The 18,623-nt window shown below is 71.1% G+C and carries 18 protein-coding genes; 8 read left to right on the top strand and 10 right to left on the bottom strand.

Annotated features, from left to right (window positions below; genetic code table 11):
- Positions 1-234: 234 nt before the first annotated feature.
- The 4 genes from ACX9TP_RS11055 to ACX9TP_RS11040 all read right to left on the bottom strand — a co-directional run bounded on the left by ACX9TP_RS11055 (position 235) and on the right by ACX9TP_RS11040 (position 4,931).
- On the bottom strand, positions 235-1,623 hold the full coding sequence (locus tag ACX9TP_RS11055; protein WP_482979675.1) for a type IV pilus twitching motility protein PilT: 1,389 nt from the start codon (positions 1,621-1,623) through the stop codon (positions 235-237).
- Positions 1,624-1,756: 133 nt separating this feature from the next.
- Positions 1,757-2,158 (bottom strand): 30S ribosomal protein S9, encoded by a 402-nt coding sequence (gene rpsI / locus ACX9TP_RS11050; RefSeq protein ID WP_163995791.1) that lies wholly within the window; start codon positions 2,156-2,158, stop codon positions 1,757-1,759.
- Positions 2,159-2,173: 15 nt separating this feature from the next.
- Positions 2,174-2,620 carry a 50S ribosomal protein L13 gene (rplM, locus tag ACX9TP_RS11045; protein WP_482979674.1) on the bottom strand — a complete coding sequence of 149 codons (447 nt, stop codon included), beginning with the start codon at positions 2,618-2,620 and terminating at the stop codon, positions 2,174-2,176.
- A gap of 226 nt (positions 2,621-2,846) precedes the next feature.
- Positions 2,847-4,931 carry an ATP-dependent helicase gene (locus ACX9TP_RS11040; protein WP_482979673.1) on the bottom strand — a complete coding sequence of 695 codons (2,085 nt, stop codon included), beginning with the start codon at positions 4,929-4,931 and terminating at the stop codon, positions 2,847-2,849.
- Positions 4,932-5,055: 124 nt separating this feature from the next.
- Here ACX9TP_RS11040 and ACX9TP_RS11035 point away from each other — a divergent pair, with 124 nt between their 5' ends.
- Together ACX9TP_RS11035 and ACX9TP_RS11030 are read left to right on the top strand one after the other, a co-directional pair.
- The gene (locus ACX9TP_RS11035) at positions 5,056-5,526 is read left to right on the top strand and encodes a hypothetical protein (RefSeq protein WP_482982150.1); all 471 of its coding nucleotides are present in this window, start codon (positions 5,056-5,058) and stop codon (positions 5,524-5,526) included.
- A gap of 28 nt (positions 5,527-5,554) precedes the next feature.
- Positions 5,555-6,052 (top strand): caib/baif family protein, encoded by a 498-nt coding sequence (locus tag ACX9TP_RS11030; RefSeq protein WP_482979672.1) that lies wholly within the window; start codon positions 5,555-5,557, stop codon positions 6,050-6,052.
- 20 nt (positions 6,053-6,072) lie between these two features.
- On the opposite strand, the gene ACX9TP_RS11025 is transcribed toward ACX9TP_RS11030, so the two are convergent.
- From ACX9TP_RS11025 to ACX9TP_RS11015, 3 genes are all read right to left on the bottom strand, one after another.
- Positions 6,073-7,260 carry a class I SAM-dependent rRNA methyltransferase gene (locus tag ACX9TP_RS11025; RefSeq protein WP_482979671.1) on the bottom strand — a complete coding sequence of 396 codons (1,188 nt, stop codon included), beginning with the start codon at positions 7,258-7,260 and terminating at the stop codon, positions 6,073-6,075.
- A gap of 8 nt (positions 7,261-7,268) precedes the next feature.
- On the bottom strand, positions 7,269-8,519 hold the full coding sequence (locus ACX9TP_RS11020; protein ID WP_482979670.1) for a metallopeptidase family protein: 1,251 nt from the start codon (positions 8,517-8,519) through the stop codon (positions 7,269-7,271).
- An 86-nt stretch (positions 8,520-8,605) separates the two neighbouring features.
- Complete coding sequence (locus ACX9TP_RS11015; protein WP_482979669.1) at positions 8,606-9,568, bottom strand: hypothetical protein; 963 nt, start codon at positions 9,566-9,568, stop codon at positions 8,606-8,608.
- 390 nt (positions 9,569-9,958) lie between these two features.
- Here ACX9TP_RS11015 and ACX9TP_RS11010 point away from each other — a divergent pair, with 390 nt between their 5' ends.
- Positions 9,959-10,201, top strand: a complete 243-nt coding sequence (locus tag ACX9TP_RS11010; RefSeq protein ID WP_482979668.1) for a hypothetical protein — start codon at positions 9,959-9,961, stop codon at positions 10,199-10,201.
- A gap of 300 nt (positions 10,202-10,501) precedes the next feature.
- Here ACX9TP_RS11010 and ACX9TP_RS11005 read toward each other — a convergent pair whose 3' ends face one another.
- Positions 10,502-12,019 (bottom strand): TolB family protein, encoded by a 1,518-nt coding sequence (locus tag ACX9TP_RS11005; protein ID WP_482979667.1) that lies wholly within the window; start codon positions 12,017-12,019, stop codon positions 10,502-10,504.
- Positions 12,020-12,141: 122 nt separating this feature from the next.
- Between ACX9TP_RS11005 and ACX9TP_RS11000 the strand changes: the two genes are divergently transcribed.
- Positions 12,142-12,939, top strand: a complete 798-nt coding sequence (locus ACX9TP_RS11000) for a TatD family hydrolase (RefSeq protein ID WP_482979666.1) — start codon at positions 12,142-12,144, stop codon at positions 12,937-12,939.
- A 27-nt stretch (positions 12,940-12,966) separates the two neighbouring features.
- Positions 12,967-13,860, top strand: coding sequence for a tRNA threonylcarbamoyladenosine dehydratase (locus ACX9TP_RS10995; RefSeq protein WP_482979665.1), 894 nt, complete (start codon positions 12,967-12,969; stop codon positions 13,858-13,860).
- 11 nt (positions 13,861-13,871) lie between these two features.
- On the opposite strand, the gene ACX9TP_RS10990 is transcribed toward ACX9TP_RS10995, so the two are convergent.
- Complete coding sequence (locus ACX9TP_RS10990; protein WP_482979664.1) at positions 13,872-14,849, bottom strand: PD-(D/E)XK nuclease family protein; 978 nt, start codon at positions 14,847-14,849, stop codon at positions 13,872-13,874.
- Positions 14,850-14,960: 111 nt separating this feature from the next.
- On the opposite strand from ACX9TP_RS10990, the gene ACX9TP_RS10985 reads away from it, so the two are divergent.
- The 3 genes from ACX9TP_RS10985 to ACX9TP_RS10975 all read left to right on the top strand — a co-directional run bounded on the left by ACX9TP_RS10985 (position 14,961) and on the right by ACX9TP_RS10975 (position 17,459).
- A complete protein-coding gene (locus ACX9TP_RS10985) occupies positions 14,961-15,779 on the top strand; it encodes an SDR family oxidoreductase (RefSeq protein ID WP_482979663.1) in 819 nt (272 codons plus the stop codon).
- Positions 15,776-17,047: an A/G-specific adenine glycosylase gene (gene mutY, locus ACX9TP_RS10980; protein WP_482979662.1), complete on the top strand. Its 1,272-nt coding sequence runs from the start codon at positions 15,776-15,778 to the stop codon at positions 17,045-17,047. Before ACX9TP_RS10985 ends, mutY begins: the two co-directional genes overlap by 4 nt.
- 187 nt (positions 17,048-17,234) lie before the next feature.
- Positions 17,235-17,459 (top strand): DUF2934 domain-containing protein, encoded by a 225-nt coding sequence (locus tag ACX9TP_RS10975; RefSeq protein WP_482979661.1) that lies wholly within the window; start codon positions 17,235-17,237, stop codon positions 17,457-17,459.
- A gap of 11 nt (positions 17,460-17,470) precedes the next feature.
- Here ACX9TP_RS10975 and ACX9TP_RS10970 read toward each other — a convergent pair whose 3' ends face one another.
- The gene (locus tag ACX9TP_RS10970; protein WP_482979660.1) at positions 17,471-18,565 is read right to left on the bottom strand and encodes a uroporphyrinogen decarboxylase/cobalamine-independent methonine synthase family protein; all 1,095 of its coding nucleotides are present in this window, start codon (positions 18,563-18,565) and stop codon (positions 17,471-17,473) included.
- Positions 18,566-18,623 lie beyond the last annotated feature (58 nt).

The following is an 18,623-nucleotide window of genomic DNA, read 5'->3' as shown; positions in this document are numbered from 1 at the left end:
GGTGCCCGTCCTCGACGCGGCGGCTCAGCTCGCCTCGGGCGTCGAGGACACGTCGCGGCGGGGCCGGGGGCAACAGCCCCAGCGCAACCGCGAATCAGCAGCGCTCGAGGTCGAGGACACGTCGCGGCGGAGCCGGGAGCACCGGCCCCACCGCGGGCTGCGAATCAAAGGCGCTCAACGTCGAGGACACGTCGCGGCGGAGCCGGGAGCACCGGCCCCACCGCGGGCTGCGAATCAGAAGCGCTCAATCTGGAAGTCGTCGTCCCCACCCGCGGCAGGCGCCGGGGCCGGAGCGGGCGGCGGCGTCGGCGGACGCGCGGCGGGCGCGGGCGGACGCGCGGCGGCGGGGGCCGGAGCACCGGGACGCGGCGCTCCCGCGGGCGCCCCCGGGCGCATCGCCTGCGCCACCGGAGCGGGCGTGGGCGGAGCCGCCGGAGCCGGGGCCGGAGCCGCCGCGGTGGGGGCACCCTTCTGCGCGAAGGACGCCGAGCCGGGAATGGGGCGCGACTCGCCGGGCTTCGCGTCGAAGTTGTCCCACTTCGAGTCGGACGTGCCGCTGATGCCGGAGAAGCGCAGAGCGAAGTCGTCCGGGTTGGAGGCCTGACGGTGGGCCTCCTCGTAGGTGACGAGCCCCTGGCGCACCAGGCTCATCAGCGACTGGTCGAAGGTCTGCATCCCGTACGAGTCGGTGCCCTGCGCAATCGCGTCGTGGATTTCCTTCGTGCGGTCCTTGTCCTCGATGAGCTCGCGCACGCGGGCGGTGACGCGCAGCACCTCCACCGCGGCCACGCGGCCCTTGCCGTCCGCGCGCGGCACGAGGCGCTGACTCACCACGCCCTTGAGCACGCTCGCCAGCTGCAGGCGCACCTGCTTCTGCTGGTGCGGAGGGAAGGCGGACACGATGCGGTTGATGGTCTCCGTCGCATCCAGCGTGTGCAGCGTGGACATCACGAGGTGGCCCGTTTCCGCCGCGTGGAGCGCCGTCTCAATCGTCTCGTGGTCGCGCATTTCGCCCACGAGGATGACGTCCGGGTCCTGGCGCAGCGCGCTCTTGAGGGCCTGCGCGAAGCTCATCGTGTCCACGCCCACCTCGCGCTGGTTCACGATGGAGCGCTTGTCGCGAATGAGGAACTCGATGGGGTCCTCAATCGTCATGATGTGGCTGGTCTCGTTGGCGTTGATGTGGTCGATCATCGCCGCCAGCGTGGTGGACTTGCCGGAGCCCGTGGTGCCCGTCACCAGCACGAGGCCGCGCTCCTCACCGCAAATCTTCGCGAGCACCTGGGGCAAGAGCAGGTCCTGCATCGTCATCACCTTGAAGGGGATGACGCGCAGGACGGCGCCCACCGTGCCGCGCTGCTGGAAGACGTTGACGCGGAAGCGGCCCAGGCCGGGGACGCCGTAGGCCAGGTCCACCTCGTTGCTCGACTTGAACTTCTCCTTCTGGAACTCGTTCATGATGCCGAAGGCCATGCGCGCGACCTCCTCCGGAGGGAGGCGACGGCCGTCCTTGAGCGGCACCAGCGAGCCGTCCACGCGGAACATGGGCGGAAGGCCGGCCTTGAGATGAATGTCGGAGGCACCGCCGCGCAGGGCGATCTGCAGAATCTCGTTCAGTTCCATGAGCGGACCGGATGGTAGCAGAGGCCCTCGGCCTCATGCGATGGGCCGCTCCGGACCCCGCAAAGACGACGGCGGAGGCCCTCGAAAGAGGACCCCCGCCGCGGGGAAACAAGCAAGCTGCCGAGCTTGACGCTTAGCGCTTGGAGAACTGGAACCGGCGACGCGCGCCCGGCTGGCCGTACTTCTTGCGCTCGACCGCGCGAGCATCGCGGGTGAGGAAGCCGGCCTTCTTCAGCGCCGGACGGAACTCCGGGTTGAAGGAGCACAGCGCACGGGCGATGCCGTGACGGATGGCGCCGGCTTGGCCGGAGAGACCGCCACCCTTCACGTTGACCGTGATGTCCAGCTTGCCCTTCTGCTCGAGGATGTCGAGGGGCTGGTTGAGCACCATCTTCGAGGTCTCACGACCGAAGTAGGCGTTGAGCTCGCGACCGTTGACGGTGACCTGGCCGGTGCCGGGACGAATCCAGACGCGGGCGGTGGCCTCCTTGCGGCGGCCGGTGGCGTAGAAACCGAGTTCTTGATGAATGGGCATGGACGTTGTCTCCCTTTACGCCTCGACCTCAAACGCGGCCGGCTTCTGGGCCGCGTGAGGATGGGTGTCACCCGCGTAGACCTTCAGCTTCGTCATCATCTGCCGACCGAGCGCGTTACGCGGAAGCATGCGGCGCACGGCGTTGATGACGATGTCCTCGGGGTGACGCTGGCGGAGCTTCTCCAGGTTGGTGATCTTCAAGCCACCAGGGAAACCGGCGCGGGAGTGCCGGTAGTACTGCTTGTCCTGCTCCTTCGTCCCCGTCACCTTCACCTTTTCGGCGTTGATGACGACGACGTGGTCGCCGGTATCGATGGACGGCGTGTAGATCGCCTTGTGCTTGCCCTTGAGGAGGGTGGCAATCTGGCTCGCCGCGCGGCCCAGCACCTTGTCGGACACGTCAACGACGTGCCACTGGCGCTTGATGTCCCCAGCCTTCGCGCTGTAGGTCTTCTGCGACATTTCTTTGCACTCCAGACTTCTCGCGGTCGCCGTGTGCATGCCAGGGACCGCTGCTCGTGCCAAACCAACCACGGGTCCGCCGTGAAAACTCCACGAGGCCCGGAAAGGCCGACCGTCCTAGTGGGTGCGGAGGATCAAGTCAAGGTCGCTCCGCTCCCCCCGTCCGGATTCCCCGCCCCGCCCTCCTCCGGGCGTCACATGGGCGGGGCCCCCGGGGGGCGCTCCCCTACCCGCCCGCCCCTCCCGAGGGCCCCGCGGGCCTCCCGGGGGCCGGCCCGGCGCCCCCCGGCTGGGGCTTCTTGAAGCGCTCCTTGAGGTTGGCGAAGAAGTTCTTCTCCTCCGGGGTGGCAGGGCCTTGACGCGGTGCTTCCATGTCCACCTTCTCCACGACTTCCGGGGGGAGGTCCTCCAGGAAGCGGGACGGGGTGCGGGGCACGTCCTTGCCGCGCTTGGTCCGGACGTTGGCGCGGGTGAGGTAGAGCACCTCCTTGGCGCGGGTGATGCCCACGTAGCACAGGCGCCGCTCCTCCTCGAGGTTCTGCGGCTCGCCCTGCATGCCCCCGTGGGGCATCAGGTCCTCCTCCATGCCGATGAAGAAGACGAGCCGGTACTCCAGGCCCTTGGAGGCGTGCACCGTCATCAGGGTGACGCGGCGGTTGCCCCCGGGCACCTCCTCCTCCTCCTGGCGCGTGTCCAGGCTCAGGCGGTTGAGGTAGGTGAGGAGGCTGGCCTTGGGGCCCTCTCGCTTCTCGAAGTTCTCCAGCGAGTTGATGACCATGTCCACGCTCTTGAGCTTCTTGTCCGCGATGGTGGAGGACGTGGCGTGGGCGCGCGTGGCCTCGGCGAAGCCAATCTCCTCCAGCAGCTTGCGCGTGGCCGTGGCGAGCTGGCCGTACTCGTACGCGGCGCGGTAGCGCTCGATCATCTCCACGAACTCGAGCACCTTGCCCCCGGCGCCGGGCGGCAAATCCTCGTACTGGTCGGCCTTGCGCATCACCGTCCACAGCGTGACGCCCTCGCCGCGGGCATGGACGGCGAGCCGCTCCATGGTCACGTCACCGATGCCGCGTGACGGCACATTGACGATGCGCAGGAGCGAGATTTCGTCCAGCTTGTTCACGATGACCTTGAAGTACGCGATGACGTCCTTCACCTCGCGCCGGTCGAAGAACTCGCTGCCGCCCACCACCTCGTAGGGGATGCTCTTCTCGCGCAGCATCTCCTCAATCGGGTGTGACTGGCCGTTGGTGCGGTAGAGCACGGCGATGTCGTCCGCGGGGATGCCCAGGGCCATGTGCTTCTGGATTTCGTGCGCGACGAAGCGGGCCTCCTCCTCGTCGTTGGGGCAGCTGACCACCTTCACCTTCGGCCCCCCCGCGCGGTCGGTCCACATCTGCTTGGCCTTGCGCTCGGGATTCCTGGCGATGACGGCGTTGGCCGCGTCCAGCACCGTCTGGACGGAGCGGTAGTTCTGCTCCAGCCGCACCTCCTTGCCTCCCGGGAAGAAGCGGTCGAAGTCGAGGATGTTGCGCACCTCGGCGCCGCGCCACGAGTAGATGCACTGGTCGTCGTCACCCACCGCGCACACGTTGCGCTGCTCGCCGGCCAGCAGCTTGAGCAGCTCCAGCTGGGCGATGTTGGTGTCCTGGAACTCGTCCACCAGCAGGTAGCGGAAGCGCCGCGTGTACTTGGCGTAGAGGTCCGGGAACTCGCGCAGCAGGCGCGCGGGCAGCAGCAGCAGGTCGTCGAAGTCCACCGAGCCCTGCGCCTTCAGCGCGAGCTGGTAGTCCGGGTAGACGAGGTGGGTGATGAGGTCGTAGTCGTCGCCGATGCCCTCGGGCTTGGGCTCGGGCGTCTTGCCCGAGTTCTTCGCCTTGGAGATGAGCGTGAGCACCTTGCGCGCGTCGAAGGCGCGGTCGTCGATTTTGTGCTCGCGCATGGCGCGGCGGATGTTGGCGAGCTGGTCGCCCATGTCCGCGATGGCGAACTTCTTGGGCCACCCCAGGCGGTGGATGTCCTCGCGGAGGACCTCCGCACCGAAGGCGTGGAAGGTGCACACCAGCACCCCCTGCGCACGCGGGCCCGCCATGTGGACCAGGCGCTCCTTCATCTCGGTCGCCGCCTTGTTGGTGAAGGTGACGGCGAGGACGTTGCGGGCCATGAGGTGGCCCGGCCGCTCGTTGAGCAGGTGGACGATGCGGTGGGTGATGACGCGAGTCTTGCCGCTGCCGGCGCCCGCCAGCACGAGGAGCGGCCCCTGGAGGGTGACCACGGCCTCGCGCTGCGGAGGGTTGAGCTTCGAGAGGTCCATTGCGCGCGGGCCAGGGATACCCTTTGATTCGTCCGTGCGCGACCCCTTCCTCCGGCTCTCCGCCGTTTTTCTCGCGCTCGGCGTGGGCGCGGGTTGCATGGACAACGCCAGCGCTCCGGCGGAGGTGACACCGTCCGTCCCGGCGGCGAGCGCGCCCTGCGTGTACTTCAAGCAGCTGGCGCCCTTCCTGCCCGAAGCGCTGGACGGCTTCACCGTGGGACGCACCCAGGGCTCCACGGGGAAGTACGGCGAGGTGTCCGTCTCCGAGGCCGAGCGGCTCTACACGCGAGGTGAGGGCCGAGAGGTGAAGGTGCGCATCGTGGACACCACGATGGGCGGGAAGATTGGCCAGGCCATCCGCGAGGCCGCGGACCGGGCGAAGGGCAAGGCACCGAGCGACCCGGCGGCGCCCATCCACTGGGACGACGCCGTGGGCTTCGTGAGGTACGACGCGGAGGAGTCGCTGGCCGAGGCGAACCTCCTGGTGGGGGACCGCTTCGTGGTGGCCGTCACCAGCCGGGGCTTCCCCGGCACCGTGGAGGTGCGGCGGGTGGCGCGAGGCATCGACCTGGCCGGGCTGGCCCGGCTGCAATGAAACCCGACATGGGCAAGGAGTGTCCCTGGTGGTGAAGGAGAAAGGAACGCGGCCCGACAAGGTGGACCCGCTCGCGGAGGAGAAGGCCGCGCGCGCGGTGGTGGCCACGTTGGGCAAGCGGGAGTTCCTGGAGCAGTTCCAGAAGCTGGCCAAGAGCTACGCGCAGGACCCGGGCAACCCCGGCTCCTACGCGTGCGAGGGCTGCCAGCGCTGCGCCAACTGCATGTTCTGCAAGGACTGCGACAGCTGCTTCCAGTGCACCCACTGCACCCGGTGCGAGCTGTGCAACAACTGCTCGCACTGCGTGGAGTGCAAGAGCTGCCACGCGTGCGCCTACTGCGTGCAGAGCGAGAACTGCACCAGCAGCGCGTACCTGGTGCTCAGCCGCAACCTGCAGGACTGCAACTACTGCTTCGGCTGCGTGGGCCTGGCCAAGAAGGACTTCCACATCCTCAACGTCCCCTTCCCCCGGACGGAGTACTTCAAGGTCGTGGGCCGGCTGAAGAAGGAGCTGGGGCTGCCGTAGCGGCCCCAAGGCCGCCAGGGCTACAGGGCCCTGACGTAGAGGGCCTTGAGGTACTCGGTCTCCAGCAGGCCGCCGAGCACCGGGTGGTCCAGCCCGGCGCCGCGGCGCTCCAGAATCTGCACCGGCCGCTTCGCGTCCGCGGCGGCCGCGAGCACCATCTCCTCGAAGCCCGCGCGGTCCAGCTTGCCGGAGCAGGAGCAGGTGACGAGCAGCCCGTCCGGCTTGAGGCAGCGGAAGGCGCGCAGGTTCAGCTCGTGGTAGGCGCGCAGCGCGGTGGCCAGGCCCTCGCGGCGCTTGGCGAGGCCGGGCGGGTCCAGGACGATGGTGTCGAAGCGGCGCCCCTCCGTGTCGAAGCGGCGCAGCACGTCGAAGGCGTTGGCGTTCTCCACGGTGACGTTGGCGCGGCCGTTGGCCTCGGCGTTGGCCTTCGCGCGCGCGGCGGCCTTCGCGTCCTGCTCCACCGCGAGCACCGAGGTGCAGTTGCGCGAGAGCGAGAGGGCGAAGCCGCCGTGGTAGCTGAAGAGGTCCAGCCCCTCGCCGCGCGCCAGCTCCCCGGCGCGCAGGTGGTTGTCCACCTGGTCCAGGAAGGCGCCCGTCTTCATGTCCCCGAGGAGGTCCACGTCGAAGCGGCTCGGGCCCTCGTGGTACGTGAAGCGCGCGTCGCCCTCGCCGTGGAGCAGGCGCGCCTCGCGGGGCAGGCCCTCGAAGTCGCGGCCGGAGCCGTCGTCCCGGGCCACGACATGGGTGGCGCCGGTGAGATCCACCAGCATGCGCGCCAGCGACTCCTTGCGCGCATCCATGCCCTCGGAGAGCGTCTGGAGCGTGAGGCCCGCGCCGTAGCGGTCCACGAAGAGGCCGGGCAAGAGGTCCGCCTCGCCGTGCACCAGGCGCAGGCCGTCGCGGCCGGACAGTGGCGAGCGGCGCAGAAGCGAGGCCTCCAGCCGGCGGCGGAAGAAGGCGTCATCCACCGGCTCCTCGGCGGGGCCCTTGCGCGTGAGCAGGCGCAGCGCCAGCGGCGAGCGGCGGGCGTAGAGCGCCTGGCCAATGGGGTTGCCCTGCGAGTCCACCACCAGCACCACCGCGCCGGCGCCCTTCACGTCGGGCGGGGCGGCCAGCTCGGTGCGGTACAGCCAGGGGTTGCCGTGGCGGAGCGACTTCGCGCCCTTGGGGGTGGTGCGCGCGACGGGGAGCGCTGCATGGGGGGGCATCGGGCTTTTCACTCCAGGCCGCGCGCGGCCAGCTCTTCATCGTCCTCGCCGCGAAGGTGCCCGATTTCATGCAGCAACGTCACGCGAATCTGCTCGCGCAGCTCCTCGGACGTCCGCACCGCGCGCGCGAGGTTGCGCCGGTAGAGCACCACGGAGCGGCACGGCGTCTCGGTGCCGTCGCAGGGCTCGCCCAGCGGAGGGCCCCGGAAGAGGCCCAGAATCGTCGGCGACAGCGGGGGCTGGTTGGCCAGCAGGTCTCCGTCCGCGGGCAGCTCCTCCGCGGTGACGGGCACGCCCTCCAGGTCGCCCCGCATGTCGGCGGGCAGCGCGGCCACGGCGCGCGTCACCTCGGCGCGGAAGTCCGCCTCCGAGGGCAGGGGCGGCGCGGGGAAGTCGTCCGGCGCCAGCTGCCGGGCCTTCTCGAAGTGCGCCTGCGCCAGCTTCCACTTCCCCTCGCGCTCCATCAGCAGCCCCAGGTGCTGGTAGGCGTGCGCGGCGCGCTCCTCGTCGTCCACCAGCGCGGAGAACGCCGTCCGGGCCTCCGCGAAGCGGCACAGCTCGAAGAGGGCGAGGGCGCGCTCGTAGAGGGCCTCCCTGCTGCCCGGCTCGCGGGCCAGGACGATGGCGGCGCGCGCGAGGGCCTCCTCGGACTGGCCGAGGTCGTTGAAGGCCATGGCCGCCACCAGCGCCAGGTGCGGCACCAGCTCCGGCGGCGTGCCGGGCTGGGACAGGCCGCGCTCGGCGTACAGGGCGCCCAATTCGTCGCGCTCGCGGGTGGAGGGCAGCTGCACGGCGTACAGGTGCGCCGAGCCGAGCAGCGCGTCCGCGTCTCCCGGGTCGATGGCGAGCGCGCGCGCGTAGGCGAGCTGTGCCTCGGGCTCGCGGCCGAGGGCGGCGAGCGCCACGCCGCGCTCGGCATGGGCGGCGGCGAGGTCCGGCTCCAGGGCGGCGGCCTGCGCGGCGCAGGACAGGGCCTCCTCGAAGCGGCCGTCGTCGAAATAGCGGCGGGCCGCGTCCAGCGGGGCCGTGCCCTCCGCGCGGCAGACGGCGAGCGGCTGCACCCGGTGGGTGGCGTCCCCGGGCGTCATGACGGGAGCACTTCCGGAGCCTGGGGAGCCCTGGGCGCCCGGGCCCGGCGCGACGGAGGCGCCCACGGCGGACAGGGAGGGAGCGCCCGCGTCCGGCACCGCCGGGGCCGGGGCGTTCCGCTTGCAGGCAGACAGGAGGAGACAGAGGGCGAGCAGACCGCGCCGCGACATGGGCCGCCAGGGTACGGCATCACCCCGTGGGCGTGAAGCGGGGACGTGCATGCCCGCCCGCCTGGCGACATCCCCGGAAGCCCGGGTCAGCCCGCGGTGGACAGCTCCGCGAGGATTTCGGCGTACGCGGCGCGGGCCTTGTCCGACTGGTCCGCCTTGAAGCTGGCGGCGGCGACGACGGGGTGCCCTCCCCCGCCGTAGCGGCCGGCGATGGCGGCCAGGTCGTGCTGGCGCAGCTCGGGCTTCCACGGGTTGGAGCCGAGCGACACCTTCGCCCGCGAGGCGCCCCTGCCCACCCACAGCGTGTAGCGCGCGTCCGGGTAGAGGGCGTAGGCGATGAACTTGTTGAGGCTGTCCACGCCCTCGTCCACGAGGTCGAAGAAGACGACGCCGCGCTCGTAGCGGGCCTTGGCGCGCACCAGGTCGATGTGGCCGCGGTGGCGCTCCAGCAGCGGGGCCAGGGGCGTGGCGATGAGCGGCGAGGCGGCGATGGCCGCCAGCGACTCGGACTGCATGCGGCGGATGACCTCGGGGATGAGCGCCGGGTCCTTGTTGGCCTCCAGCACCGTCATGATGCGCAGCGCGGGCTCCTCCAGGGCCACCGCCATCTGCGGCGTGGGGAACTGCGCGCCGTCGATGATTTCCGCCCAGTGGATGAGGTCCGCCAGGGGCGAGGCGTCCCAGCCGAAGCGCTCGCGCGCCACGTCCGCCAGGTACTTCGTGCAGCTCTTGCGGTGCGCGTCGTGGAACTTGCGGCCGCTGGTGTCCGCGCGGAAGTGGGCCTCGTCACCGGGCTGCTGGAAGGCCGAGACATGGTGGTCGAACCACCACGTCAGCCGCGCGTCCTGGCTGTAGCGGAAGTCGACGATGACGTTCTCCTCGCCGGTGAAGACGGCCGGGTCGATGCCCTCCGCCCCCGGCTTGTGCGCGAGCCCCAGGTACCGGAAGGCCGCGTCCGGGCGGACGCGCTCCCGGTAGAAGCGCGAGAAGACGGCCGCGCTGGCGGCACCGTCGAAGCAGCTGTCGTGGAAGAGGACCTGGACGTTCATGGCGAGCCTCCCTTACCGCAACGCGACTTCCGCGTCAGGGCGGCCTCGAATCCCACTGGGGAGCATGACCCTGGGGGGCGAGAAGGACGGGTGACAGTGGGGCCATGGCGACCTGCCCCATGGACGCTTTTCGGCAGGTGACGGAACCTTGACTGTTGAACGAAACGTAGAGATTGCGAGCCCGACTGAACGAAAAAACTCGACAGAACGGAACACCACCCTGGAGGGCACCCCGCGATTTCACCGTGCGTGTCGCGGAAACCCGCTATCCGACTGGGGAAAAGTGCGCCATGGCACACCGGGCGGGTAGCCAGGCCATTGGCACTCCGTCTGCATATGTCAGACCCCAAGTGTACTCACCCGTTCAGCACGACGTGGTGGGAGGAACACATGGTCAAGAGGACGACACGCAAGAGCGGGACGCTCACCCGGCAGGGACGAAGGGTGATGCCGTCGCTGCGGCGGACCGCCCAGCGGGCCCGGGCAGTGGCGGAGAAGGCCCACCTCACCGTGGGAGAAGTCATCGCGGCGGCCTTCGACACCTCCGGCGGGGAGCTGGGAGAGGTCCTGGAGCTGGTGACTTCGCCGCAGATGACCCGGGCGCTGGGGCGCCGAATCATCCTGGAGGGGTAGCCCCCCCCTCCATCCCCCTCCTGCCGCTCCCGGATGATGGGACGCGGGCGGGAGGGATGTCGCGTTCCCGCTCACCCTCCAGTCGCCGCCCGGGCCTTGCGGATGCCGGCGCTCCCGGGTGGGCACTCCCTTCCAGACACCTCACCGAGCTCCTGACGCCGCGGTGCGTCCGCGGGCGCACGGGTTCGCGGCCCGGTGGCCACGGCGCTGTCCGCCTTCGGGTGGACAGACGAAGGCCCGCGCCCCGCTCGGTGGCGGGACGCGGGCCTCGTGCTTCAGGACCTCAGGAACCTGGGACGGCTACTTGGGCTGCCAGCGCGGACGGTGGTCGTCGCCGGCGCCGGTCTGGATGGTGTAGCCGCCCTTCGGGTGGACGATGGCGTCCACGCCCGCGGCCGCCCGTCCCGTGGCGGGGTCTATCTGCTGGACGTAGAGCTGACCGCCCTTCACGTAGGCCAGGAAGCGGCCATCCGGAGAGAAGGACGGGAGCGTGCCGCCTTCGACGAAGGAGGCCTCGTCCGCCGCGCCCGCGCCCGTCTGCGGGTTGATGCGCCGGGTGTAGATGACGTTGCCGGGCCGGGTCGGGCACAGCGCGTTCGAGGCGTTGCCGCAGAGCTCCGGCGCGCCCCCTTGACGGTTCGAGTAGTAGGCCCGCACGTAGGCGACCATCGAGCCGTCCGGCGACCAGGCGGGATTGGCGATGTACGAATCGATGGAGCCCCCCGGCGGGGGATCGGTGACGGGCTCGGTGGTGAAGGCCGCAATCGTCTGCACCGTGCCGCCAGAGACGGGAATCACGAAGAGCTCGGTGTTGAAGTCCCCGGGCTTCGTCGCATCCGCCCTGAGGAAGAGCAGCTGGTTGTTGGCCCGGTTGTAGTACGGCTGCTCCGCGGTGCCACCCGAGGCGGCGATGGACGTGGCCGTGCCGCCCACCGTCGACGTCTTCAGGCCCTCGGTGGCCACGCTGAACGCGAACGTCGTTCCGTCGCTGGCCCAGTCCGGGAACGTGCCGTTCTCGGTGGCCTCCACCACCGCGCCACCGTCCGTCGGCACCGACGAGATGCCCGACGTGCTGCTGCCCGTCCTGCGGACGTAGAGGATGGAGGCACCCGGCTCCCACTCCATGTAGCGGAAGCTCTCGGTGCTGCCGGTGCCGCCATCCGCGAGCACCGTCGCCTGGTCCGCGACGAGGGGGATGTCGCGCACGACCAACTCCCCCGCGACATTGTCGCTGTTCTTGCCCGTCTCAATCGCATCCTGGACGAACGCAATCCTGGAGCCTCCCGGGCCCCAGCGCGGGTAGCGGCTGCTCGCGTCGGCGCCCGTCAGGGGAACCATCCCGGGCGTGTCGTAGCGCATGGCCACGGCCACGTAGCCCCCGTCCGCGTCCAACCGGGTGGAGACCGCCACGTGCATGGCCTGGCACTGGGACGGCGTCCCCTCGCAGCGCAGGCCCGGCAGACAGTCCATGGAGGAAACGCAGGCCCCGCCCTTGGGCACGCTCATGCTGCCCGCGTCGCTGCCGGCGTCCACGTCCGTGCCCGCGTCGGTGCCGGCGTCCACATCCGTGCCCGCGTCGGTGCCCGCGTCCTCGTCCGTGCCCGCGTCCTCGTCACCCGTGCCCGCGTCCGGCGGGGGAGGCTGCGACACCGGGCGCTGCTCGCACTTGTTGTCCGAGTTGCAGAGCCACTCCTGACCGGCCGCGGGCTGCCCGTTGTCGTTACGGCAGTCGAACGCATCGCTACACTCATCACCACAGCCCGTCGTGAGCACCCACAGCGCGCAGCACAGCGCGCTGACAACGACACGTTTGGTCATAAAGACCCTCCGAAGAACCAGGGGGCCGCGTATAGCTTCACGGCTCCTCTCCGCGCGGGCTTTGGTGCGCGGGAATCGCAGGCCATGTTCCTGATTGAACGGCCCTCTCCGCTGCGTGCTCAATGATAGACACCCACTGCCACCTGGATGCGACCCGCTTCGACCCCGACCGCCCCGACGTGCTCGAGCGCGCCTGGGCCGCGGGCCTCCACGGCATCGTGATTCCCGGCGTCGGCCCGCATGACTGGGAGCCCCTGCTCGCGCTGTCGCGCCAGGACGCGCGTCTCCAGGTGGGCCTGGGCATCCACCCGCAGCTGCTGCCGGAGATGCCTCCCGAGGAGGACGAGGCAGTGCTCGAGCAGCTCGACGCGCTGCTCGCCCGGGGCGGAGCGGTGGCCGTGGGCGAGTGTGGGCTGGACGGCCCCTCCATCCCCGGTGCGTCGCTGGAGCGGCAGGTGGCGGTGCTGAAGCGGCACCTGGCGCTCGCGCGCAAGTACGGGCTGCCGGTGCTGATGCACTGCCACCGGCTGCACCCCGCGCTCATCGAGCTGCTCAAGCAGGAGCAGCTGCCCGAGGCGGGCGTGCTCATGCACAGCTACAGCGGCGGCGTGGACCTGGCGCGCTTCTACCTCCAGAAGGGCTGCCACTTCTCCTTCGCCGGCCCCGTCACGTGGGCGGAGGCGCGCAAGCCGCTGGATGCGCTGCGCGCCATCCCCCTGGAGCGGCTGATGGCGGAGACGGACGCGCCGGACCAGGCGCCCACGCCCCACCGGGGACAGCGCTCCGAGCCCGGCTACCTGCCCCGCATCATCGAAGCCATGGCCCGCGTCCGGGGAGAGCCTGTCGAGGTGGTCGCCCAGCAGACGACCGAGAACGCGCGTAGGCTGTTCCGGGAAGCTTTCCCCCTGCCTTCGCGGTAGGCGAGCGTCGCGTTATAGAGGACCGCCATGAACCCGCAGCCGCTCCCTTCGACCACCCCTGAGAACCAGTCCCCGCCCGCCGCCCCGGCCGCACAGGCGAAGGGGGACAACTCGCTCGCCCGCCCCTTCAAGCTCTCCCGGCGCTTCGACCGGACCGGCCGGCTGCTGGGCGACAACGCGATGGAGCGGCTGGCCAACGCGCGCGTGGTGGTGTTCGGCCTGGGCGGCGTGGGCAGCTACGCGGCTGAGGGGCTCGTGCGCAGCGGCGTCGGTCACCTGACGCTGGTGGACCATGACGACGTCTGCGTCACCAACACCAACCGCCAGCTCCACGCGACGGTGAAGAGCGTGGGCAAGAGCAAGGCGGAGCTGATGGGCCAGCGCTGCCAGGACATCAATCCGCAGGCGAAGGTGGAGGCGGTGCGCGAGTTCTACCGCGAGGAGGTGGCCGAGCAGATGCTGCAGGCCGGCCAGTACGACTTCGTGGTGGACGCCATCGACAACGTGAAGGCGAAGCTGCACCTGCTGCACCGCTGCGTGACGCTGGGCCTCCCGGTGGTTAGCTCCATGGGCGCCGCGGGCCGGCTGGACCCGACGGCCATCCGCGTGGAGGACCTCTCCGAGACGCACATGGACCCGTTCGCCAAGGACATCCGCAAGCTGCTCAAGCGCAAGTACGCCGTGGAGACGGACCGGCACACCGGCATCACCGCCGTCTACTCCATCGAAGCGCGCCGCATGCCGGTGACGCTCCAGTACGACGACGCCACCGACGGCTTCCTCTGCGTGTGCCCGCAGGACAACGAGTTCCACACCTGCGACCACCGCACGCAGATTGACGGCAGCGTGGCCTTCGTCACGTCGTGCTTCGGCATGAACGCGGCCGGCGTGGTGGTGCGGCGGCTGGCCTCGGCGCGGTAGCGCGCGCCGCTTCAGGCCACCTGCTGCTGGCGCTGGGCCTGGAGCTCCGCCACGGCGGCCTCGCGCCCGCAGGGGCGGCGGAAGACGCAGCGCGAGCAGGAGGACAGCTCCTCCGTGGGCGGGAAGGAGGACGCGTCCAGCGGCGTGTTGGTGGCCACGTCCTTCAGGAGCGCGCGCATCTTCGCCACGCTCCCGTCGAAGTGGCGGCGGAAGGACTCCATCGCCGCCGGGTCCACCGTCACGTCCTGCTCCTTGCCCTCGTTGAGGTACACCAGCGAGGCGCGCACCTTCTCCACCGGGACGCGGTAGCGCTGCGACACGTAGAGCGCGTAGCCGAGCACCTGCTCGTCGTACCCGTCCCGCGCCTTGCCCGTCTTCCAGTCCACCACCACCGTGGTGCCTTCCGCGTCCACGAAGGCGAAGTCGGGAATCGCGAAGACCTTGATGCCGTCCAGGGTGAAGTGCGCGAAGTCGAAGCCGGCATCCACCTCCAGCCACTGCTGCGGCTTCAGCCCCCGCGCAATCTGCGGCCAGCGCGACGCGAAGAACCACGCGAGCGCCCCGCGCACCGTCTCCCAGTTCTGCTTCCACGCATCGTCCGGCACCCCGTCGCCGTACTCGTGCTCGACCAGGCCGGTGAACTGCTTGCGGTACTTCTGGTTCCAGTACGCCTTGCCGCGCGAGTGCCGGAAGTCGTCCTGCATCAGCTTGCGCGCCCGCGCCTCCACCGTCGCCGGGTCCACCACGCGCCCCGCCTGCCAGTCGAGCAGCACGTCCTTGATGCTCTCGTGCACCACGCTGCCCGCCCAACTGAAGCGGTTGGCCAGCTTCTTCAGCACGTACAGCTCCCGCACGTCCTTCGCCGCGTCCGCCTCCCACCCGCCCCAGGAGCGGTAGTAGTAGAGGTAGTACGCACGGAGGCACTCGGAGAACTTCTCGTGCCGGCTCTTGGACCAGGAGAAGTCGTTGCTGAGGGTGGGACGCCGCATGGAGGCGGCGCATCCTAGCCCTCCCGCAGGGGGGCGAGCGAGGAAACGAGCGCCCGCCTCGCGCCGAAAGACACTTGGGCCGCCGAACCTTGCGGGTAAGGTGCGCGCCGCATGAAGACCCAACCCTTGAAGGGCCGAACGGTCCTCATTACCGGGGCTTCCGCGGGCATCGGGCGGGCGGCGGCGAAACGGTATGCGGCGGCCGGGGCCGACGTGGTGCTGGCGGCGCGGCGGCTGGCGGAGCTGGAGGACGCGGCCCGTGAAGTGACGTCACTCGGAGTGATGGCACTGCCGGTGCGGTGCGACGTGACTCGCGGCGAGGACGTGGAGCACCTGGTGCGCGAAACGCAGGCCGCCTTCGGGGGCCTGGACGTGCTCGTCAACAACGCCGGCCAGGGGCTCTATGGCCCGCTGGAGGCGATCAGCGAGGCGCAGCTGCGGCAGGTCTTCGAGCTGAACGTGTTCGCCCTGTGGCGGGTGACGCGCGCGGCGCTGCCGCTGCTGCGCAAGCGCCCGGGGGCCCAGGTGGTCAACGTCAGCTCGGTGCTGGGCCACCGGGGCCTGCCGATGCTGGGCGGCTACTGCGCGTCCAAGGCCGCCGTGAATGCGATGACCGAGTCGCTGCGCGCGGAGCTGGCCGCCGAGGGCATCCGCGTGCTGCTCGTCTCGCCCGGGCTCACCGAGAGCGAGTTCCGGGAGAACCGCCTCCACGCGGAGGGCTGGAAGCAGGACGCCATTCCGCTGAAGGCCATGTCCGCCGAGGAGGTCGCCACCGCCATGGTGCGCGCCAGCCTGCGCGGGCGCCGCGACACCGTGCTCACCCTCCCCGGCCGCGTCATGGTGCTGGCCAACCGGTGGGTGCCCGGCCTGTTCGACCGCGTCGCCCGCCGTCTGGCGGCCGATGCACGCCAGCCCGGGAAGGACGCATGAGCCCGCGCCGTCCCCGTACGAAGCGGGCCGGGTCCGAGCAGGCACCGGCCTCCGAAACACCTGCCTCCCCGGGCCCGAAGCCGCGCGCGAAGCGTCCCCGTGCAACGACGGTGGCGGAAGTCGCCGCGAGCCCGGCCCGCCGCGCGAAGCGCACCGCCTCCGCCGCGCCCATCGCCGTGCCGGGCCCCGAGCACCTCGCCGCCGTGCGCGGCCCGCTGCTCGGCTGGTACGACCGCAACAAGCGGGACTTGCCGTGGCGCCGCACGAGAGACTCGTATGCCATCTGGCTGAGCGAGGTCATGCTCCAGCAGACGCAGGTGTCGACGGTGATTCCCTACTGGGAGCGCTTCCTCGCGCGCTTCCCCACGGCGCTCGCACTGGCCGCCGCGCCGCTGGACGACGTGCTCGCCGGGTGGAAGGGGCTGGGCTACTACAGCCGCGCCCGCAACCTGCACCGCGCCGCGCAGGAGGTGGTGTCGCGCTTCGGCGGCCGGCTGCCCGCCACCGCCGCGGAGTTGCTCACCCTGCCCGGCTTCGGCCGCTACACCGCGGGCGCGGTGGCCTCCATCGCCTTTGGCGAGGAAGCCCCCCTCGTCGACGGCAACGTCGCGCGCGTGCTGTCGCGCCTGTTCGAGGTGGAAGGACTCCCCGGAGACCGCGAGCGCGAGGCCACGCTGTGGGCGCTCGCCACCGCGCTGGTGAAGGGCGAGCGGCCCGGTGACTTCAACCAGGCCCTCATGGAGCACGGGGCCACCGTGTGCCGTCCGGAGAGCCCGCTGTGCCTGCTGTGCCCCGTGCGCGACGCATGCCAGGCCTTCCGCAAGGGCCGCGTGGACGAGCTGCCTCCCGCGAAGGTGCGCGCCGCGCCCAGGAAGCTGACGCTGGCCCTGGCCGTGTGGCCGCACGCGGGCACCCTCCTCTTCGCCCGTCGCGCGGACTCGGGCCTCTTCGGCGGCCTGTGGGAGCTGCCCGCCGCCGAGGTGGACGAAGACCTTCCGGCCACCGACGCCACCACGCGGCTCGCTGCGGCGCTGGGCACGGAGATGAAGCTCGAGGGCGCGCTCGGCACGGTAAAGCGGCAGCTCACCCACCGGGACCTCACGCTGCGCCTGCTCCGCGTGTCCGGCCCCCGGCGCCCCACGCATACGCCCGCCTTCCAGGAGCTGCGCTGGTGCACCCCCGAAGAGGCCTCCGCGCTCGGCATGAGCACCGCCATGCAGCGCGCGCTGGACGCGGCGCTCGCCTCGGGCGTGCTGCGCGGGGAGTGAGCGCGACAGGGCCCCCGCTCCGCGCGTGTGTCACGGGCTCACACGATGCGGCAGGGCCCCCGTCCAGCACCCGACAGAGCCGCGTTCATCCTGTTGCTCCGAGAACCCCTGACCCCGGGGGTCGGTTTCGCGCGCGCCCGGCAGGGCACCAGACTCCGTGCGTCACAACCCTCTGGAGGAGGCTCCCATGGCGCGCAACACCGCCAACAAGCAGACCCCCCACACGCCGGCGAGCATGCCCGCGCGCTCCACGAACGCGGAGCCCGTGACGTCGGCGCCGCGCAACAGCCCCACCCACGAGCAGATTGCGCGGCGCGCCTACGAAATCTTCCTCGCCCGCGACGGCACGCCCGGCAACCCCGAGCAGGACTGGTTCCAGGCGGAGCGCGAGCTGCGCCTCGGCCGCCAGTAGCCGCACACCCCTCAGTGGGGATTGGGCATCTGTCGGGCCGCGGGACGCTCCGCCTCGAGCGCCCCGCGCAGCCGCTTTTGCGCCGCCTTCAGCTCCTCCAGGATGCGCTCGGCATCCACCACCGAGCGCATCGCCAGCCCGCACGCGGGCGTCAGCACCACGGTGGACACCACCTGCGGGAAGGTGAAGCCCTGGGGCAGCGCCGCCTTCAGCGACGCCTCCACCGAGTCCACCAGCTCCGCCACCTCGTACGCGGACGCCAGGTCCGTGGGGACGATGCCCAGGCTGAGCGTCGCGCCCGACGCGAGGAAGCGCTCCAGCGCCTCGCGCTCCTCCACCATCGCATCCAGCGACAGCCGCACGTCCAGCGACAACAGGTCCGGCTGCACGTCCAGCAGCGCGCCCCAGTCCGTGTTGCCGCAGCAGTGCAGGCCCACCAGCGCGCCCTCGCGCTGCAGCGCCACCACCAGCAGCTTCAGCTCCTGCAGCGCCAGCAGGTGCCGCGGCTGCGTGCGCTGGAAGGCGTAGAGCCCCGGCTCGTCCAGGAAGAACAGCGGCGTGGTGCCCGCGCGCCGCAGCGCCTTCACCATGGCCAGCGAGCGCGCCAGCACCAGCCGGAATATCGCCTGGTCCAGCCCCGGCACCTCCAGCGCGGGCTGCCCCGTCGAGACGCGCGCCACCGAGCGCACCGTGAAGGGCCCCGCCAGCTGCGCCTTCGCGAAGGCCAGCTTGCGCGTCTCCACCTCCCACAAGAAGGGCCTCCAGGCGCGGCACCCCTCCGGCGAGGGCTCGTACGCCTCCAGCTTCCCGGCGGACAGCGCCGCCTCCAGCCGCGCCTCGAAGTCCGCGCGGCCCGCCTCCCACGCCGCCAGGTCCACCGTGCACAGCCCCTCCGCGTCGAAGGAAAGGCCCGGCACGCCCTCCAGGGCGGCGGGAATCATCAGCTCCGACGGGTGCCCCACCGGCAGCTGCGGCAGGAAGGGGATGTCCTGCGCCAGCGCGGCCTGGAGCCCCAGCTCCACCTGCGTGTGCGGCAGGCTCCCGATTCCGGTGGTGGCGCAGGCGGGCAGCAGCTGGACGGCTCGGCGGATGTTCGGGGCGCTCATGTACCCACTCTAGCCGCTCGCCCCTCCCGCCGGGGCTGCTCAACATCCCCCGCGTGCC

Source organism: Pyxidicoccus sp. M15, assembly GCF_056858435.1.
Note: the sequence above shows the minus strand (reverse complement) of the source record. Positions and strands in the feature narration are given on the sequence as shown.